The sequence below is a fragment of the Aeromicrobium sp. Leaf289 genome (genome assembly GCF_001423335.1).
Taxonomy (GTDB): Bacteria; Actinomycetota; Actinomycetes; order Propionibacteriales; family Nocardioidaceae; genus Aeromicrobium.
Window position 1 is genome coordinate 133,585 of sequence record NZ_LMNK01000003.1, and the last position, 17,433, is coordinate 151,017.

General features: G+C 72.5%; 16 protein-coding genes. 8 read left to right on the top strand and 8 right to left on the bottom strand.

Annotation, left to right across the window (positions count from 1 at the left end; translation table 11 throughout):
• Positions 1-53: 53 nt before the first annotated feature.
• The 5 genes from ASF37_RS11765 (at position 54) to ASF37_RS11785 (ending at position 6,625) form a co-directional block, all read left to right on the top strand.
• Positions 54-2,228, top strand: a complete 2,175-nt coding sequence (locus tag ASF37_RS11765; protein ID WP_200931226.1) for a glycosyltransferase family 39 protein — start codon at positions 54-56, stop codon at positions 2,226-2,228.
• A complete protein-coding gene (locus ASF37_RS11770) occupies positions 2,225-3,454 on the top strand; it encodes a bifunctional glycosyltransferase family 2/GtrA family protein (protein ID WP_055968845.1) in 1,230 nt (409 codons plus the stop codon). Before ASF37_RS11765 ends, ASF37_RS11770 begins: the two co-directional genes overlap by 4 nt.
• 61 nt (positions 3,455-3,515) lie before the next feature.
• Positions 3,516-5,264 carry a TPM domain-containing protein gene (locus ASF37_RS11775; RefSeq protein WP_056580761.1) on the top strand — a complete coding sequence of 583 codons (1,749 nt, stop codon included), beginning with the start codon at positions 3,516-3,518 and terminating at the stop codon, positions 5,262-5,264.
• 74 nt (positions 5,265-5,338) lie between these two features.
• Entirely contained in the window at positions 5,339-6,115 is a 777-nt protein-coding gene (locus ASF37_RS11780) for a PspA/IM30 family protein (RefSeq protein WP_055968848.1), read from the top strand.
• 24 nt (positions 6,116-6,139) lie between these two features.
• Positions 6,140-6,625, top strand: coding sequence for a DUF2505 domain-containing protein (locus ASF37_RS11785; RefSeq protein ID WP_055968850.1), 486 nt, complete (start codon positions 6,140-6,142; stop codon positions 6,623-6,625).
• A 90-nt stretch (positions 6,626-6,715) separates the two neighbouring features.
• Here ASF37_RS11785 and ASF37_RS11790 read toward each other — a convergent pair whose 3' ends face one another.
• Genes ASF37_RS11790 through ASF37_RS11805 form a run of 4 tightly spaced genes read right to left on the bottom strand, consistent with a single transcriptional unit; the run spans position 6,716 to position 10,356 of the window.
• On the bottom strand, positions 6,716-7,027 hold the full coding sequence (locus ASF37_RS11790; RefSeq protein WP_055968853.1) for a hypothetical protein: 312 nt from the start codon (positions 7,025-7,027) through the stop codon (positions 6,716-6,718).
• Position 7,028: 1 nt separating this feature from the next.
• Positions 7,029-8,429, bottom strand: coding sequence for a wax ester/triacylglycerol synthase family O-acyltransferase (locus tag ASF37_RS11795; protein WP_055968855.1), 1,401 nt, complete (start codon positions 8,427-8,429; stop codon positions 7,029-7,031).
• A 38-nt stretch (positions 8,430-8,467) separates the two neighbouring features.
• The gene (locus ASF37_RS11800) at positions 8,468-9,688 is read right to left on the bottom strand and encodes a hypothetical protein (protein ID WP_056574375.1); all 1,221 of its coding nucleotides are present in this window, start codon (positions 9,686-9,688) and stop codon (positions 8,468-8,470) included.
• A complete protein-coding gene (locus ASF37_RS11805) occupies positions 9,685-10,356 on the bottom strand; it encodes a hypothetical protein (protein WP_156364654.1) in 672 nt (223 codons plus the stop codon). Before ASF37_RS11805 ends, ASF37_RS11800 begins: the two co-directional genes overlap by 4 nt.
• A 129-nt stretch (positions 10,357-10,485) precedes the next feature.
• Between ASF37_RS11805 and ASF37_RS11810 the strand changes: the two genes are divergently transcribed.
• The gene (locus tag ASF37_RS11810; protein WP_055968861.1) at positions 10,486-10,752 is read left to right on the top strand and encodes a helix-turn-helix domain-containing protein; all 267 of its coding nucleotides are present in this window, start codon (positions 10,486-10,488) and stop codon (positions 10,750-10,752) included.
• Positions 10,753-10,795: 43 nt separating this feature from the next.
• Here ASF37_RS11810 and ASF37_RS11815 read toward each other — a convergent pair whose 3' ends face one another.
• Positions 10,796-11,293 (bottom strand): hypothetical protein, encoded by a 498-nt coding sequence (locus ASF37_RS11815; protein ID WP_056552394.1) that lies wholly within the window; start codon positions 11,291-11,293, stop codon positions 10,796-10,798.
• Positions 11,294-11,406: 113 nt separating this feature from the next.
• Here ASF37_RS11815 and ASF37_RS11820 point away from each other — a divergent pair, with 113 nt between their 5' ends.
• Positions 11,407-12,066, top strand: coding sequence for a LysM peptidoglycan-binding domain-containing protein (locus tag ASF37_RS11820; protein ID WP_056580764.1), 660 nt, complete (start codon positions 11,407-11,409; stop codon positions 12,064-12,066).
• Positions 12,063-12,554, top strand: a complete 492-nt coding sequence (locus ASF37_RS11825) for an Rv3235 family protein (RefSeq protein WP_056580766.1) — start codon at positions 12,063-12,065, stop codon at positions 12,552-12,554. Before ASF37_RS11820 ends, ASF37_RS11825 begins: the two co-directional genes overlap by 4 nt.
• A 76-nt stretch (positions 12,555-12,630) precedes the next feature.
• Here ASF37_RS11825 and secA read toward each other — a convergent pair whose 3' ends face one another.
• From secA to ASF37_RS11840, 3 genes are all read right to left on the bottom strand, one after another.
• The gene (secA, locus tag ASF37_RS11830; RefSeq protein ID WP_200931230.1) at positions 12,631-15,339 is read right to left on the bottom strand and encodes a preprotein translocase subunit SecA; all 2,709 of its coding nucleotides are present in this window, start codon (positions 15,337-15,339) and stop codon (positions 12,631-12,633) included.
• 109 nt (positions 15,340-15,448) lie between these two features.
• A complete protein-coding gene (locus ASF37_RS11835; protein WP_235499993.1) occupies positions 15,449-16,654 on the bottom strand; it encodes a winged helix-turn-helix domain-containing protein in 1,206 nt (401 codons plus the stop codon).
• Between the two features lie 81 nt (positions 16,655-16,735).
• Complete coding sequence (locus tag ASF37_RS11840; RefSeq protein WP_235492860.1) at positions 16,736-17,401, bottom strand: response regulator transcription factor; 666 nt, start codon at positions 17,399-17,401, stop codon at positions 16,736-16,738.
• Positions 17,402-17,433: the final 32 nt, after the last annotated feature.

Here is a 17,433-nt window from a genome sequence, read left to right on the forward strand (position 1 = left end):
CGGCACAGTCCGCCGAGGGCGCCACCCCAGGAGCGCCGTCGAGCATCGGCGACATGGACCAGACCGCCACGATGCCCGACACCCACCAGACCCGCAGCACCCCCGACTCCGGCACCCCCGACTCCGGCACCCCCGACGCCGGCTCCTTCGACGGGCCCACGTCGAGGACGCCGGGGGTCCTCGCCCGAGCGTGGCGGGGCGACTCCGCCGACCACCCGGCGGCCCGACCGGCGCTGGTGCTGCTGCTCGTCGGCACCGCGGCGCTCTACCTCTGGGGCCTCGGCTCGTCCGGTTGGGCCAACTCCTTCTACTCGGCCGCCGCGCAGGCCGGGTCGGACTCGTGGAAGGCGATGTTCTTCGGCGCGTCCGACGCCGCCGGGTCCATCACCGTCGACAAGACCCCCCTGTCCATCTGGGTGATGGCTCTCTCGGTCCGGCTGTTCGGACTGTCCTCCTGGAGCATCCTGGTGCCGCAGGCCCTCATGGGGGTGGCCACCGTCGCGCTGCTGCACACGACGGTGCGCCGCACGACGGGCAACGCGTGGGCCGGGCTCGGTGCCGGGCTCGTGCTCGCCCTCACCCCGGTCGCCGTCCTGATGTTCCGGTTCAACAACCCCGACGCCCTGCTGGTGCTGCTCCTCGTCGGCGCGACGGCGGCGACCCTCCGTGCGCTCGAGGACCCCCGGCGTGCCGCGCGATGGCTGGCTCTCGGCGGGGCGCTCGTGGGGCTCGGCTTCCTGACCAAGATGCTCCAGGCGTTCCTCGTCCTCCCGGCGCTGGCCGGTGTCTACCTGCTGGCCGCCTCCGTCCCCCTGGCCCGCCGTCTGGTCCACCTGGTCGTCGCCTTCGCGGCCATGGTCGTGGCCGGCGGCTGGTGGGTCCTGGCGGTCGAGCTCTGGCCCGCCTCGAGCCGCCCCTGGATCGGCGGCTCGCAGGACAACTCGATCCTCGAGCTGACCCTCGGCTACAACGGTCTCGGTCGGTTGAACGGCAACGAGGTGGGGTCCGTCGGCGGCGGCGGGATGCCCGGAGGCGGCGGCGGAGCCGGCTGGGGCGAGACCGGGCTGCTGCGCCTGTTCTCGAGCGAGATCGGCGGTCAGGTCGCGTGGCTGCTGCCGGCGGCGCTGCTCCTGCTGGTCGCGGCGCTCTGGCTCACCCTCCGCGCCGGTGAGGACCGTCGCACCCGTCCGGTCACGGCCGGGCTCGTCGTGTGGGGTCTCTGGCTCCTGGTCACGGGCCTGACGTTCAGCCTGATGGCCGGCATCTTCCATGCGTACTACACGGTGGCGCTCGCCCCGGCGATCGCCGCGATCCTGGGGATCGGCGGCCACGTGCTCTGGCAGCACCGGCACACCGTGACCGCGGCCGTCACCGCCGTGGCCGTGCTGCTGTCCACCGCGGCGATGGCGACGGTCCTGCTCGGACGCTCCGACGGCTTCCTGCCCTGGCTCGCGCCGCTCGTGGTCACGCTGACCGGCGTCAGCGCGATCATGGTCGTGCTGCTGAAGTTCGTCCCCGCACGACTGCGTCGACGTGCCGGGCTCGCCGTCGCTCTCGCGAGCCTCGTCGCCCTGCTGGCCGGGCCCACGGCCTACGCCGTCGACACCGCGGGCAGCGCCCACACCGGGTCGATCCCGTCCGCCGGCCCCAGCACGGGCCGCGGCGGATTCGGCGCCGGCCCGGGAGGTCAACGCGGCCCCGGCGGTGGTCAGCCGCCGCAGCTGCAGGACGGCCGGACCGGCCAGGGACAGCCGCCCCAGGGCGCGGGACCGCAGGGGGCTCCGGGTGGGACCGGCACGGCCCCGGGCGGCGGAAACCAGGGCGGACCAGGAACCGGTGGACTGCTCGACGGCTCCACGTCGTCGGAGGCCATCGACGCCCTCCTCACCCAGGACGCGGGGTCGTACACCTGGGTGGCCGCGGCGATCGGCTCGAACAGCGCCTCGGGCTACCAGCTCTCCACCGAGGAGCCGGTCATGGCGATCGGCGGTTTCAACGGCTCGGACCCCTCCCCCACCCTGGCGCAGTTCCAGCAGCTCGTCGCCGACGGCGAGGTCCACTGGTTCATCGGCGGAGGCGGAGCAGGTGGACGCGGGGCAGGTGGACGCGGCGGTCCCGGCGCGAGCGGCGGCACGAGCACCCAGATCCAGGCGTGGGTCGAGGAGACGTTCACCGCGACCACGGTCGACGGCACCACGCTCTACGACCTGTCGGACGGGATCGCATGAGCGCGGCGCACCTCGCGGCCACGGCCGACACTTCGGGCTCGACCGTCCGCCGCACCGGGACCATCGACGTCGTCGTTCCCGTCCACAACGAGGAGCGAGCCCTGGTCGCGTCGGTCCTGACCGTCCTCGACCACCTGGCCACCCTGCCGTTCCCGTCTCGCGTCACGATCGCCGACAACGCCAGCACCGACCGCACCGCCGAGCTCGCCGACGCGCTCGCCGCGAAGCACGCGAGCGTCCGGGTGGTGAGGCTGGGCGAGAAGGGACGGGGCCGCGCGCTCAAGGCAGCCTGGTCGACGTCCGACGCCGACGTCCTCGTGTACATGGACGTCGACCTCTCGACCGACCTCAACGCCCTCCTGCCGCTCGTCGCACCCCTGCTGACCGGACACTCCGACCTCGCGATCGGGTCGCGGCTGGCCCGCAGCGCCAGGACGACCCGCGGCCCGCGGCGCGAGATCATCTCGCGCGGATACAACTACCTCCTGCGCGGCACCATGCGCGCCCGCTTCAGCGACGCCCAGTGCGGCTTCAAGGCGATCCGACGCGACGTGGCCGAGCGCCTGCTGCCCCTCGTCCACGACGACGCCTGGTTCTTCGACACCGAGCTGCTCGTCGTGGCCGAGCGGGCCGGGCTGCGCATCCACGAGGTGCCGGTCGACTGGGTCGACGACCCCGACAGCAGCGTCGACGTGGTCCGCACCGCGCTCGACGACCTGCGTGGGATGGCTCGCCTGGGCCTGGCGCTGGTGCGGGGGCAGGTGCCGGTGGCTCGGCTCGGCGAGGAGCTCGGTCGCGCCACGCGGCGCAGCGCCGGCGGTGGGGTGTCGGCGCAGCTGGTCGTGTTCGCCCTCGTGGGGGTGCTCTCGACGCTCGCGTACGCCGCGCTGTACCTCCTGCTCAGGTCGTCCCTCGGCGCCCAGGGGGCGAACATGGCGGCGCTGCTGGTCACCGCCGTCGCGAACACGGCCGCCAACCGACGCTTCACGTTCGGGGTTCGTGGTCGCGACCGGGCCGCCGTCCACCACCTGCAGGGGCTGGCGGTGCTCGCAGCTGGGGTCCTCGCGACGAGCGGCGCCCTCTGGACGCTCCACGACCTGGCCGGGACCGAGCACCGGGTGCTGGAGGTCGGGGTGCTCACCGCAGCCAACCTCGCGGTCACCGTCGCCCGGTTCGTCCTGATGCGGACCTGGATCTTCCGCACCGACGACCGGCAACCGGGTTGAGGCGGGCGCGCCGGGCCCGGCTGTTGTCCCGCGACCGCCCATCGGCCAAGATCGACACGTGATGTCACCCTCCGTCAGACGTGCCCTGGCCGTGACCGCGACGCTGCTCGCCCTGACGATGGTGGGTGCGGGGCCGGCGGCAGCCGAGGACCCGATCGACGTCACGGGGAACATCACCGACCGCGCCGACGCCCTCGGCGGCGACACGGCCGAGGTCCAGACGGCGCTCGACGCCTACTACGAGCAGACCAACCGCCAGCTCTTCGTCGTCTACGTCAGCGACTTCGGCGGCCTCACCGGCTCGGAGTGGGCCGCGCAGACCGCCGAACGCTCGGGCCTCGGACGCGCCGACGTCCTCCTGGCGATCGCGCTCGACCAGCGCTCCTACGGCTACGACGCCGACGCCGAGGACTTCTCCGACGCCGACCTCGAGAAGGTCGACCGCGACTTCATCCTTCCCGCGCTGCGCCAGGACGACTGGGCGGGTGCGGCTGTCGGGGCGGCCGAGGGGCTCACCGAGGTGAGCCAGGACTCGGGCATCCCCTGGGGCTGGATCGTCGGCGGCGTGGGCCTCGCCGCTGCCGGCGGTGGCTACGCCATCCACCGCTCCCGTCGCCGCTACGACCACACCCACCCGGTGGTGGACGAGCACGGCCGACCGGTCGACCCCGCCAGCATCCTCACCGACGAGGAGCTCGAGGCGGCGGCGGCGAAGGCGCTCGTCGACGTCGACGACGCCCTCCAGTCCTCGGCCCAGGAGCTCGGCTTCGCCGAGGCGCAGTTCGGCACGACCGCCACCGCGGAGTTCCGCGCGGTGATCGAGGACGGTCGCTCCCGCGTCCGCGAGGCCTTCACCCTGCGTCAACGACTCGACGACGCCGAGCCCGAGACGGACGCCGAGCGCCGCACGCTCCACTCCCGGATCCTGCAGATCTGCGACGAGGTCGACGACGCCCTCGACGCCCAGGTGGAGCGCTTCGACGCCGTCCGCGACCTGCAGACGCGCGCTCCGGAGGCGGTGGCGGCGCTCCAGCCGGTCCTCGCCGCCACCGTCGAGCGGCTGCCCGCCTCCCGCGCCACGCTCGAGTCCCTGCAGTCCACGCACTCCGGCAGCGCGCTGGCCGCCGTGGCCGACAACGTCGTGCGGGCCGAGTCCCTGACGACCAAGGCCGCCGAGCAGGTCACCCTCGCCCAGGGCGCCCTCACGAGCGGTGACGCCGCGACCGCCGCCCTGCACCTGCGCACGGCCGAGGACGCCACCGCCCAGGCCACCGCCCTGCTCGACGCCATCGACACGGCCCGGACCGACCTCGAGACCATCCGCGACGACGCCGACGACCTGCTGGGACAGGTCGTGGCCACCGTCTCGGCGGTCACCACCTACGTCGAGACGCACCGCGGCGCGGTCGGCAGCACCGCCCGCACCCGGCTCTCCGAGGCTGCGCGCCTGCTCGACGAGGGACGGCTCGCCCTGACGGGTGACCCTGCCGGCGCCACCCGCACCCTCGAGCGCGCCGCGGCCCTCGTCAAGGAGGCCCAGTCGACGGCCGAGGCCGACGTGGCGGCGTGGCGATCGACCTCCGACCGCGACGACCTCTCCCTCGGCGGCATCCTCGGAGGGGGCGGCGGTGGCGGCGGTGGCCTGCCCCGACTGCCCGGTGGGTTCGGCGGCAGCTCCGGCCGGAGCCGCCGCCCCTCCCGCAGCAGCAGCTCCCGACGGAGCAGCTCCCGGAGCAGCAGCTCACGGCGCAGCAGCAGCCGACGCAGCGGCGGCGGACGTTCGCGGCGCAGCGGCGGCGGACGCTTCTGACATCCTGACCACCCACCCCGACACCAGCACCTCCCGACCCAGCACCCAGCACGCCGACCGGAAGAGAGAGCACCATGGCACAGAAGCAGTCCATCCTCGGACGCATCGCCCAGCTGACCCGCGCGAACGTCAACTCGATGCTGGACAAGGCCGAGGACCCCGAGAAGATGCTCGACCAGCTGGTCCGCGACTTCACCAACAGCATCGCCGAGGCCGAGGAGGCCGTGGCGCAGACCATCGGCAACCTCCGACTCGCCGAGGCCGACCACCGCGAGGACGTCGCGGCCGCCAAGGAGTGGGGCGGGAAGGCGATCGCCGCCTCCCAGAAGGCCGACGCCCTGCGCACGGCGGGCCAGACGGGCGAGGCCGACCGCTTCGACCAGCTCGCCAAGGTGGCGCTAGGCAAGCAGATCGGCTTCGAGAACGAGGCGAAGGCCGCCGCGCCCTCCATCGCGTCGCAGAACGAGACCGTCGAGAAGCTCAAGACCGGGCTCATCACCATGCGCACGCGTCTGGACGACCTGAAGACCCGCCGCGACCAGCTCGTGGCCCGCCAGAAGACTGCCGATGCGCAGTCGCAGGTGCAGCAGGCCGTCTCGTCCATCAACGTGCTCGACCCCACGAGCGAGCTCTCGCGCTTCGAGGAGAAGGTGCGCCGCGAGGAGGCACGGGTCGCCGGCCAGGCCGAGCTGGCCTCCTCCAGCCTGGACTCGCAGTTCGAGGAGCTCGAGGCCGACTCGACCGCCCTCGAGATCGAGGCGCGGCTGTCCGAGCTCAAGGGCCAGCTCGGGGCTGCCCCGGCCGGTCAGGTCGAGGCCGGCCAGGACGCCCCCGAACAGACCACGCCCTGATCCGAGACCTGCAAGGATGACGCCATGAAGTTCAACGAGACCTACTCCTACGGCGATGCCGACGTCGAGGCCGTGTTCGGCCTCATCTCCAGCCAGGAGTTCCGCACCGAGTCCGGTGAGGAGTCCGGCGCGAGCGACATCGACGTCGACGTCGACGAGTCCGGTGACGGCGTCACGATCACGATCGTGCGCACCCAGCCGGCCGAGATGCCCGACTTCGTCAAGAAGCTCACCGGCGACACCGTCAAGGTCAAGCAGACCGAGAAGTGGAGCGCTCCCGCCGCCGACGGCAGCCGCCGCGCCGACGTGAAGGTCAGCATCATCGGCCAGCCCGCGGAGATGCTCGGCACCGCGGTGCTCGAGTCCACGGGCGGCGGCACCGAGTTCACGGTCAACGGTGACGTCACGGTCAAGATCCCGTTCATCGGCAAGAAGATCGAGCCCGAGGTGGCCAAGGCCATCCGCGGCTCGCTGAAGAACGAGGTCGAGCTGGGCATGACCCGCCTCTGATCCAGCACCACGCGAAGGGCCCCGACCGGTCGGTCGGGGCCCTTCGTCGTGCCGCGCCGTGTCGTCCTGGCGCGGGGGCGTGCGGCGTGGTCAGCCGAGCAGGGAGAGCACGGCCTCGATCTCCTGCGGCGCGTACCAGGCGAGCTGACCGCTGCCGTCGGCGTCCACGTGGAGCGCCTCGACGTCCGACGCGGTGACGTCGGCCAGGGCCGTCGCGCCATCGATGTCCGTCGTCTCGACGTCGGCGACGACCACGACGGGGCCGTCCTCGGCCGCTGCGACGAGCGCCTCGTACTCGTGCTGCTCGTCCTCGGACTCCGCGGCCACCACCTCGCCGCCGAGCGCGCCACCGTCGCGCAGCCGGCGCAGGCCGTCGGCGTCGACGCCCACCCAGACCCGCACGTCAGACCCGTCGCGGCTTCTGGCGGCCGCGCGGGGCCCGCCCGCGCCGGGGTCCGACGGTCTCGACGAGCTCCTCCAGCGCCTCGCTGATGCACTGCCCCAGCACGTCGACGTCGGGCACGGCCTCACGGTCGGCGACGATGCCGAAGAACACGCGACCGTGGTACGACGTGACCGCGATCGACACGGCTCGATGGTCGATGAGCGGGATCGCCTGGTAGACCTCGGCCAGCTGCTCGCCCGCCATGTAGACGGGTTCCTGGGGGCCGGGGACGTTCGTGATCGTGATCTGGTGCCCGCGGGACGTCTCGGCGGCCGCGACGCGCGCGCCCACGGCGTGGAACGTCGACGTCGCGAACCCGGGCAGGCTCGCCAGCTGGTTGGCCGCCACGGCCGAGCCCGTCTCGCGGTGGTCCTTGAGGGCGTACGACACCTGGTGCAGGCGGACCACCGGGTTGGACTCGCCGACCGGCAGCGAGAGCAGGTGCCCGCGGACCTTGGACCCGAGCGACGTCGGCAGGCCGTCGTCGGCCACCACCGACATCGGCACCATGGCCCGGAAGCTGGTCTTGGCGGTGACCGGCTCGGCGCGGGTGAGCATCCACCCACGGATGCCACCCGTGATGGCCGCGAGGATGACGTCGTTCACGGTGCCGCCGTGCTGGTCGCGGACCCGGCGGTAGTCGTCCAAACAGGTGGAGAGCGTGGTGAACCGGCGGTGGCGGGACAGCTGCGCCGACAGCACGCCGCGCGTGGCGACCGGTCCGCCGCCCACGACCGGGAGGTGTCGCGCCACGCGACCGACGTTGAGCTCCGCGATCCGCAGCGCCTCGCCCGGATGACGCACGTTCCGCTCCAGCGTGGCCGAGACGGCGCCGAGCGGCCCGGGCGCGGAGCGCGGGTTCCAGTCCTCGTGAGGGATCTCGCGCACCCGGTCGGTCTCCTCGAGCAGCACCTGGGCGAGGTCGATCGTCTCCGACCCGTCGACGAGCGCCTGGTGGGCCTTGAACAGCAGCGCCACGCTGCCGTCCTCGAGGCCCTCGATGAGGTAGAGCTCCCACAGCGGACGGTCGAGGTCCAGCCTGCGGGCCACGAGCCGGCCGACCAGCTCGTGCAGCGCGTCGCGGGTCCCCGGACGTGGCAGGGCCGACCGCCGCACGTGAAGGGAGATGTCGAAGCCCTCGTCGTCGACCCACAGCGGGGTCCCCAGCGCCCCCGGAACCTTGCGCGGCACCTGGCGGTACCGCGGCACGATGTCGAGCCGCTCGTTGATGACACCGATCAGCCGGTCGTACGTCAACGCCCCGCCGGGCTCGAGGATCGCGAGCGACGCCACCTGGCGCGGGACGTCGGGACTGTCCTGGTTCAGGAACATCGCGTCCAGCGGACTCAGTCGCTGCATCTCACTCCTCACGGATCGCGACGAACCTACCACCGCCGTCACGGCGACACAGCGGTGTGCGTCACCCCCAGCACGTGCTGCGCGAGGTCGGAGACCGCGGCCACGAACGGCGAGCCGGAGGCCACCTCCCGCGCGGTGGCACCCCGGAGCGCGGCGGTGTCGAGGGTGGGGCCGTCCTGCGGCAGCAGGGCGACGGGCCGGGCGCCGGCCAGCCGGTGCACGGTGGAGGCCAGCTCCTCGGCACCCCAGCCGATGCCGGCGCGCACCTGGTTGAGCACGACGAGCGGGCGCACGACCCCGAGGTCGTCGAGGTCGTGCAGTCCCCTCACCAGACGCGTCAGGCCCACCGGGTCGGCCCGACCCACGGCGACGACGACGTCGGCGAGCTCGAGCAGGGCCGCCGTGGCCTGGTTGCGGCCCGCCCCGGCGACCCCCTCACCCGGCTCGAGGCAGAAGCCCACGTCGGCCACCACGACGTCGGTGGTGTCACGCAGCCGTTCGACCACGCGCTCGAGGGCGGCGCGTCGGACGTGGATCCACATGTCGGGCCTCGGGAGACCGGTGAGGACCGAGAGCGAGGGACGCAGGGCCTGGAGGTGCTCGCCCAGGTCCACGTCCCGGCCCTGGTTGGCCACGCGGCACGCGGCCATGAGGCCGGAGACCTCGTCGAGCAGTCCCAGCTGCTGCGCCTGGGCACCGCCGTAGGTGTCGGCGTCGACGAGCACGCACCGGGCGTCGTCGCGGCCCAGCTCGTCGGCGAGCGCCAGGGCGACCGCGCTGCGCCCCGGCGCGCCCGCGGGCCCCCACACCACCACCAGCGTGCCGCGTCGCCGCGAGGTGCTGCCGTCCGCGACGTCCGAAGGCCCGCCGGGCTCGACCGACGCAGGACCGGGTGCGAGGTCCTTGCCCGTGGCGGTCGCGGACACCTCGACGGCACGGACGGCGTCGAGGACGGCCGAGCCCGGGCCCACCACGTCGATGCCCAGGGCCTCGGCGCGATCCGTCGGTCCGAGCCCGACCAGGGTGACCCCCGCCGCCCGCACCGCTCGGACCGCCTCGAGGTCGAGGCCGGGGACGGACAGGTCGACCGCGGCCACCGAGACCCCACCCGCCTGAGCCACCGCGATCAGCTCCGCGACGTCGACGCACCGTCGCACGAGCACGAGGTCACGGGCCGACTCCAGCTCCCGCACGGCGTCGACCTCCCACCCCGCACCGGCGGCCGCGAGGACGACCCGACGGTGGGGCCTGCCGCTCATGCGCGACGCACGATCGTCACGTGGCGAGCGGTGAGGGCCGCGACGATCTCGCCGTCGAGGTCGAGCCCGGCCACGTCGACCAGCACGGTGCGCGTGCCACCGGCGCCGACGACGGCACCGTTCCTGACCACGGGAACGTCGGTGAGTGCGAGCGCGGCCTCGCCCGCCTCGGCACCGTCCTCGGGCGACGGTCCGACCCACACGTCGACCCGGTCGCCGCTGCGCAGGTCGTCGGGCGCTGCGCCGAGCCGCACGGAGAGCGGCAGCTCGGTCGCACCTCCGGCGCCGTCGCGGGCCATCGCGGACCGCTCCACGAGCGCGCCGCCGCGTCCAGCGCGCGCCCACCTGAGGGACGCGAGGTCGGCAGGCAGCTCCTGGTCGGTGCGCAGGAAGGCGCCGGCGGCGCGCTCACCGAGACGCGCGCGCGACTCGACGAGGTCGGACCGCTCGACCGGGTCTCCGGCGGCGACGTCGCGACTCAACGCCCAGTAGGGCTCCGTGTCGTCGCCCGCTGCCACGACGTAGGCACCCAGCACGGTCGCGCCGAGCACGAGCAGCACGCCCAGCACCAGCCGAGGATCGCTCCACGGCTGCTGACGCACGCGCGCCGCTGCGCCCGTCCGTCCGGTCGTCCCGCCGCTCGATCGTGGCCCCCGCCAGTTCGCCATGGGCATGTTTGTACTGGGCGACGGCGTGGGCGTCCAGCCCTCGCTGTGGAGAACGGTCCCCCGTCCGGTCGTCCACAGGTCGGACGGCCGCGACTCGACGTGACACCGCAGCGTGGAAAACTGGGACCCATGTCCGATGGGTCCCCCCGCTTCCTCACCCTGGCCGACGTCGGCGAGGTGCTGAACGTGACGGTTCGACAGGTCTACGCCCTCGTGCGATCCGGGGAGCTCAAGGGGATCCAGATCGGTGGCCGCAACCAGTGGCGGGTCGAGAAGGACCAGCTGGAGGACTACATCCAGCGCCAGTACGCCCGCGCCGAGCAGGCCGTCGCCGACCTCGGCGAGGGCGACCTGGCCGACGCCGACCTAGCGAGCGACGACGACGCGACGGTCTGATCCCCGCCTTCCGATCCTCGCCCGTCGCCGGGGCGATCCGGTCTCAGCGCGGGACCGTGACGACCGCGAGCGCCTGCAGCGGCACCAGCAGGGTCCGTTCCGCGCTGCGGACCAGCACGCCCCCGTCGACCACCTGCTCCACTCGCGCACGCAGGCTGGAGCCGTCGACACGCACGAGCAGCACCTCGTCACCGTCGTCACGCATGCGGCGGAGCACGTGGCCCCACCCCAGTCGCGCGTCCACCGACGTGAGCGCCGGCGCACGTCCGTCCGTGCGGACGCCCAGCACCGCAGCCAGCGCGACCACGTGCTCCAGCCCCCCGGCGTCGAGACGAAGGAGCTGCTCGTTGACCAGCCCCACGGTCCCGCCGAGCCGACCTGCCCCGGCGACCTCGACCTCCACCTGACCGCCGAGCAGCTCGCGCCACGGCGTCCGTGACCACTCCTCGTCGCGCAGCTCGGCCACCATCGCGTCGCGCTCGACCAACGCGTCGTCGTCCGCGGCGGCCTCGAGGTCGGCGAAGAGTCGGTCCCAGCGCATGGCAGCACCGTAGCGCGGGCACGGGCGTCCGACCCCTGTGCACGAACCCTTGACGACACGACACGAAAGATCTTCACTGCCATCAAACGTCGTCAAACGCAAGGAAACGACCGATGCGCCTGTCCCGGACCGGCTTCGCCACCTGGAGCCTCGCCCTCACCTCGCTCGTCCTGCGCCTGCCGCACGTCCCCACCACCGTCGACCAGCTCTCCTCGCCGTCGTTCCCCGTGGCCCTGGGCGCGCTCGTCGAGCTGGCCCTGCTCGCCGTCGCGACGTGGACGTCGCTGGCCCTGGGCGCGTGCGTCCTGGGCGGCGGTGCGGCCCGAGCCGCCGGACGCCTGGTCCCCCGCGCCCTGCGCGGCATCCTGCTCGCCGGGGTCGTCACCGGGTTCGGGATCGGCACCGCCCACGCCGGCGTCGACCATCCTCGTCCGGATCGGCAGACGACCGACCAGGGTGCCCTGCACCGGTCCGACACCGGGCACCGCACCACCGGTGTCGGACTCGACGGACTGTCGCTGCCCGACCGGCCGGTGCTCGTGGCCCCGGTCGAACCGTCGGCACCTCCGCCACAGGGACGCGAGATCGTGCTCGTCGCCCCCGGCGACACCCTCTGGTCCATCGCGGCACGCTCGCTCGGGCCCTCGGCCCACGACGGCGAGATCGCCGACGCGGCGAGGCGGTGGTACCTCGCGAACCTCGAGGTCATCGGCTCCGACCCCGACCTCATCCGTCCCGGCCAGCGCCTGGTGGCCCCCGGAGGAGCAGCATGAGGGCCGCGACCGAGCTCCGGACCCCGGCGCGCTTCATCACCGACGAGGACGCGCTCCCCGCCCAGCTGCCCCTGCCACTGCCCGGTTCACCCTCGTCCGTGGTCCCCGTCCCACGGACCCGCGACGGCGAGGAGCTCGCACGCCAGCTGCGCGCGCCGATCGCCCGCTTCATGCAGGGGCTCACCGAGGTGCTCTGCGGGGGCCGACCGGCCCGTCAGCTGTCGGCCTGGATGACGCCCGACGCCCACGCGGCCCTCGTCACCGCGCTGGCGGCCGATCGCTCCGGACGACCCCGACGTCGCGACGAGCGCGCCATCGGCGGACGCCTGGCGTCCGTCCACCTCAGCGTCGTGCACGCGGGCGCGGTCGAGGTCACCGGACGCATGGTGCACCGCGGGCGATCGCGCGCCGTCGCCCTGCGGCTGGAGCTCGTCACCTCGCCCCGCGGACGCCAGGTGTGGACCTGCACCGCCCTCGTCTGGGCCTAGGACCCGCCCTCGGGCCCTCGAGCCCGCGACCGGAGGAGTCCTTGCTCGCCGGGCCCTCGGACCCGGCGAGCCCGGCTCAGCGGTTGCGCTTGCGGGACTGGCGCTGCGCCTTGGTCTTCTGGCGTGCCTTGGACTTCTGCTTGGCCTGACGCTGCTTGTCGGCAGCGGGGTCCTCGTCGTCGGCGCGGACCTCGACGTCGCCGTCCTCGGACGGCGCCGAGTAGGAGAGCTTCTGCTCCGCCTTCGGCTCCAGACCCTTGGCCTGGACGTGCGGGTGGTCGTGCGTCTCGTCGACGGCGCTCTCCTCCACCTGGACGTCGAGGTTGAACAGGAAGCCCACCGACTCCTCGGCGATGCTGTCCATCATGGCGCTGAACAGGTCGAAGCCCTCGCGCTGGTACTCCACGAGCGGGTCACGCTGCGAGTAGGCCCGCAGACCGATTCCCTCGCGCAGGTAGTCCATCTCGTACAGGTGCTCACGCCACTTGCGATCGAGCACGCTCAGCACCACACGGCGCTCCAGCTCACGGGTGACCGGAGCCCCGAGCTCCTCCTCGCGGCGCGCGTAGGCGGCGAGTGCGTCCTCGGTCATGGTCTCGACCAGGCCCTCGCGGGAGAGGTGCTCGCGTCCGCCGGCCTCCTCCTCGATCTCCTCCACGGTGCGGGAGACCGGGTAGAGCGTGCCGAGGGCGGTCCACAGCTGCTCGAGGTCCCACTGCTCGGGGAAGCCCTCGGTGGCGCCGTTGACGTAGCCGGTGACGGTGTCGGTGATCATCGTCGTGACCTGGTCCTGCAGGTCGGCGCCCTCGAGCACCTTGCGGCGCTCGCCGTAGATGACCTCGCGCTGACGGCTCATGACGTCGTCGTACTTGAGGATGTTCTTGCGGGTCTCGAAGTTCTGCGACTCGACCTGGCTCTGGGCCGAGGCGATCGCACCCGTGACGCGCTTGTTCTCGATCGGCACGTCGTCGGGGATCTTCATCGTCTGGAGCACCCAGTTGACCCAGTCGGCCTTGAACAGGCGCATCAGGTCGTCCTCGAGCGACAGGTAGAAGCGCGTCTCGCCCGGGTCGCCCTGGCGGCCAGAACGTCCACGCAGCTGGTTGTCGATGCGGCGCGACTCGTGGCGCTCGGTGCCGATGACAGCAAGGCCGCCGGCGTCCGTGACGGCCTGCTTCTCCTCGGCGACCTGGGCCTCGATGCGCTCGAGGGTGGCCGGCCAGGCGGCGCTGTACTCCTCGGCGTTCTCGAGCGGGTCGAGACCCTGCTTGCGCAGGGCCGCGTCGGCCAGGAACTCGACGCTGCCGCCGAGCATGATGTCGGTACCTCGACCGGCCATGTTGGTGGCGACGGTGACCGCACCGCGGTGACCTGCGACGGCGACGATGGCCGCCTCACGCTCGTGCTGCTTGGCGTTCAGGACCTCGTGCGGGATGCCGCGCTTGCGCAGCAGCTTGGAGAGTCGCTCGCTCTTCTCGACGCTCGTGGTGCCGACGAGGATCGGCTGGCCGGTCGCGTGCCGCTCCGCGATGTCCTCCACGACGGCGTCGAACTTGGCCGCCTCCGTGCGGTAGACGAGGTCGGGCTGGTCGGCACGGGCCACGGGCTTGTTGGTGGGGATGGGCACCACGCCGAGCGAGTAGGTCTTGTCGAACTCGCTCGCCTCGGTCATGGCCGTACCGGTCATGCCGCCGAGCTTGTCGTACAGACGGAAGTAGTTCTGCAGCGTGATGGTCGCCAGGGTCTGGTACTCCTCGCGGATCCGGACACCCTCCTTGGCCTCGATGGCCTGGTGCAGTCCCTCGTTGTAGCGACGTCCGTCGAGGATGCGGCCGGTGTGCTCGTCCACGATGATCACGTTGCCGTCGAGGACCACGTAGTCCTTGTCGAGCCGGAACAGCTCCTTGGCCTTGATGGCGTTGTTGAGGAAGCTGATGAGCGGGGTGTTCACCGCGTCGTAGAGGTTGTCGATGCCGAGCTGGTCCTCGACGCGGTCGATGCCCTCCTCGGTGACCGAGACGGTGCGCTTCTTCTCGTCGACCTCGTAGTGCACGTCGATGGTCATCGCGCCCACGATGCGCGCGAACTCGCCGTACCACTTCACCTCGTCCTCGGTGGGGCCGGAGATGATGAGCGGCGTGCGGGCCTCGTCGATGAGGATCGAGTCGACCTCGTCGACGATGGCGAAGTTGTGTCCGCGCTGGACGCAGGCCGCGATGTCGTCGGCCATGTTGTCGCGCAGGTAGTCGAAGCCGAACTCGTTGTTGGTGCCGTAGGTGATGTCGCACGCGTAGGCGTCGCGGCGCTCCGGCGGGGTCATGCTCGGCAGGATCATGCCGACGCTGAGCCCGAGGTAGGTGTAGACCCGCCCCATCCACTCGGCGTGGTACCGCGCGAGGTAGTCGTTGACCGTGATGACGTGCACGCCCTTGCCCGTGAGGGCGTTGAGGTAGCTGGGGAGCGTCGCGACGAGGGTCTTGCCCTCACCGGTCTTCATCTCCGCGATGTTGCCGAGGTGCAGCGCGGCGCCGCCCTGGACCTGCACGTCGAAGTGCCGCTGCCCGAGCACCCGGCTCGCGGCCTCGCGCACCGTGGCGAACGCCTCGGGCATCAGGTCGTCGAGGGTCTCGCCGTTGTCGAGGCGCTCACGGAACTCGGCGGTCATGCCGCGCAGCTCGTCCTCGCTCATCTCGCGGAACTCGTCCTCGAGCGCGTTGACCTGCTTGGAGATCGCGGCGAGCTGTCGCAGGATCTTGCCTTCGCCTGCGCGGAGGATCTTGTCGATGACCTTGGGCACGGTGGACGCACTCCTGAGTTGGTAAGTCGGGCTTCTCGCAGTCTATGCCGAGCGGCCTGACGTCCGGGGTCGGGTCGTGGACCCCGTCTCCGAACCACTACACCCGGTCGCGCAGCCCCTCGACGAGGTCGCCGCGGTGGCCGATCTCGATCGCGGTGAGACCGAGCCAGGCCGCCATGGTGCGCAGCTCCTCGGCGAGCTCGGCCGTGGTGTCGCCCGGCGCGCCGGCCTCGGCCCAGGCGCCGTGCACGACGAGCGTGCCGCGCGACCGGTCCGCCTTGAGGTCGACCCGGGCGACCAGGTCGTCGCCGAGCAGGAAGGGCAGCACGTAGTACCCGAACTCGCGCTGGTCCTCGGGCACGTAGATCTCGATGCGGTAGCGGAAGCCGAACAGCCGCTCCGCACGCTCGCGCTCGAAGACGACCGGGTCGAACGGGCTGAGCAGGGCGCGTGCACGCACCGCGCGCGGCCGGACGGCCTCGTGGTGCAGCCAGGCCGGCCGGTCCCACCCCCGGACCTGGACCGGCAGCAGGACGCCGGCGTCGGCCAGGTCCTCGATGGCGGCCCGCGTGGGTTCGGGGGCGGAGCGGAAGTAGTCGCGCAGGCACGGGGCGGTGGCGACCCCGTGGGCTCGCGCCGCGTGCTCGACCATGACCCGGTGCGCCTCGGCCTCGTCGAGCGCGGGTCGCGCCAGCACCGCCGCGGGGATCACCCGCTCGGGCAGGTCGTACTGGCGCTCGAACTGCGCGGTGCGTCGCGCCGACGTGAGCTGCCCGGTGTGGAAGAGGTACTCGAGCGCGTTCTTCGTGGCCGACCAGTTCCAGCCCCAGTGGGACCGGTCCCGATCGGCCTCCTCGCCGACGGCGGCGTCGACCTGGCGAGCGGTGCGCGGGCCGTGCGTGGCCACGTGCTCCAGCACGGCGTCGACGAGGTCGGGCTGCTCCTGCGCCACGCGCTCGGGTCCGCCCCACAGACCGCGCCGGCCCGCCATGCGGTGCTGCATGGCCGGCCACAGGTCGACGTCGACGAAGGTCGCGACGTGCGCCCAGTACTCGAACATCGCGCGCGGTGCGCGCCCTGCCGCGCGATGGAAGACCTCGAGGTCGTACGGCCCGACGCGTGAGTACAGCGGCAGGTAGTGCGCCCGTTGCAGCACGTTCACCGAGTCGATCTGGAAGAAGCCCAGACGGCGCAGGGTCGAGACCAGGTGGCGCCGCTCGACCGCGTCGGGGCGGGGCCGCGTGAAGCCCTGCGCCGCGAGGGCGATCCGGCGGGCCTGCAGGGTCGAGAGTCGTTCGGTCACACCGTCGATCCTGCCCTGCCGCACGGACGGACGGATCCTGCAGGAGCCGTCAGCGCGGATCGACCACGACCCCGGGAGCGCTCAGACCGAGTCGTCGAGCAGGTTGCTGCGCACCGCGTACATGGCTGCCTCCATGCGCGACTTCATCTGCAGCTTCTCGAGCATGTTGCGGATGTGGTTCTTGACCGTGTTCTCGCTGATGTAGAGCTCCTCGGCGATCTCGCGGTTGCTCAGCCCCTTCGCGACCAGCCGCAGCACCTGCAGCTCGCGCTGGGTCAGCTGCGCCGTGGCCGGCGCCGGGCTGCGCGACATCTGCACGAACTCGTCGAGCAGCTTGGTGGCCATGCTGGGGCTGATCAGCGACTGGCCCGCCGCCACGAGCCGGACGGCCTCGGCGACCTGGTCGTAGGTCGATCCGTCCTTGAGCAGGTACCCGGAGGCGCCGCTGCGGATCGACTCGTAGAGGTCGGACTCCTCGTCGCTGGCGGTCAGCATGATGATGCCGGTCGAGGGCGAGATGGCCTTGATCGCCTTGCAGACCTCGACCCCGGAGCGACCCGGCATGCGGACGTCGAGCAGGACCACGTCGGCCGGGGTCTCCTCCACCGCTGCGATGGCCTGGTCGCCGTCGCCGACCTCGACGAGCTCGAGGTCGGCGTCGGCGCTCAGCACCATCGACACGCCACGACGGAACAGCTCTTGGTCGTCGACGAGCAGCACGCGGATACGAGGTGCCCGAGAAGTCACTCCCGCATCATGCCACGCAGCGCGCGTTCGCG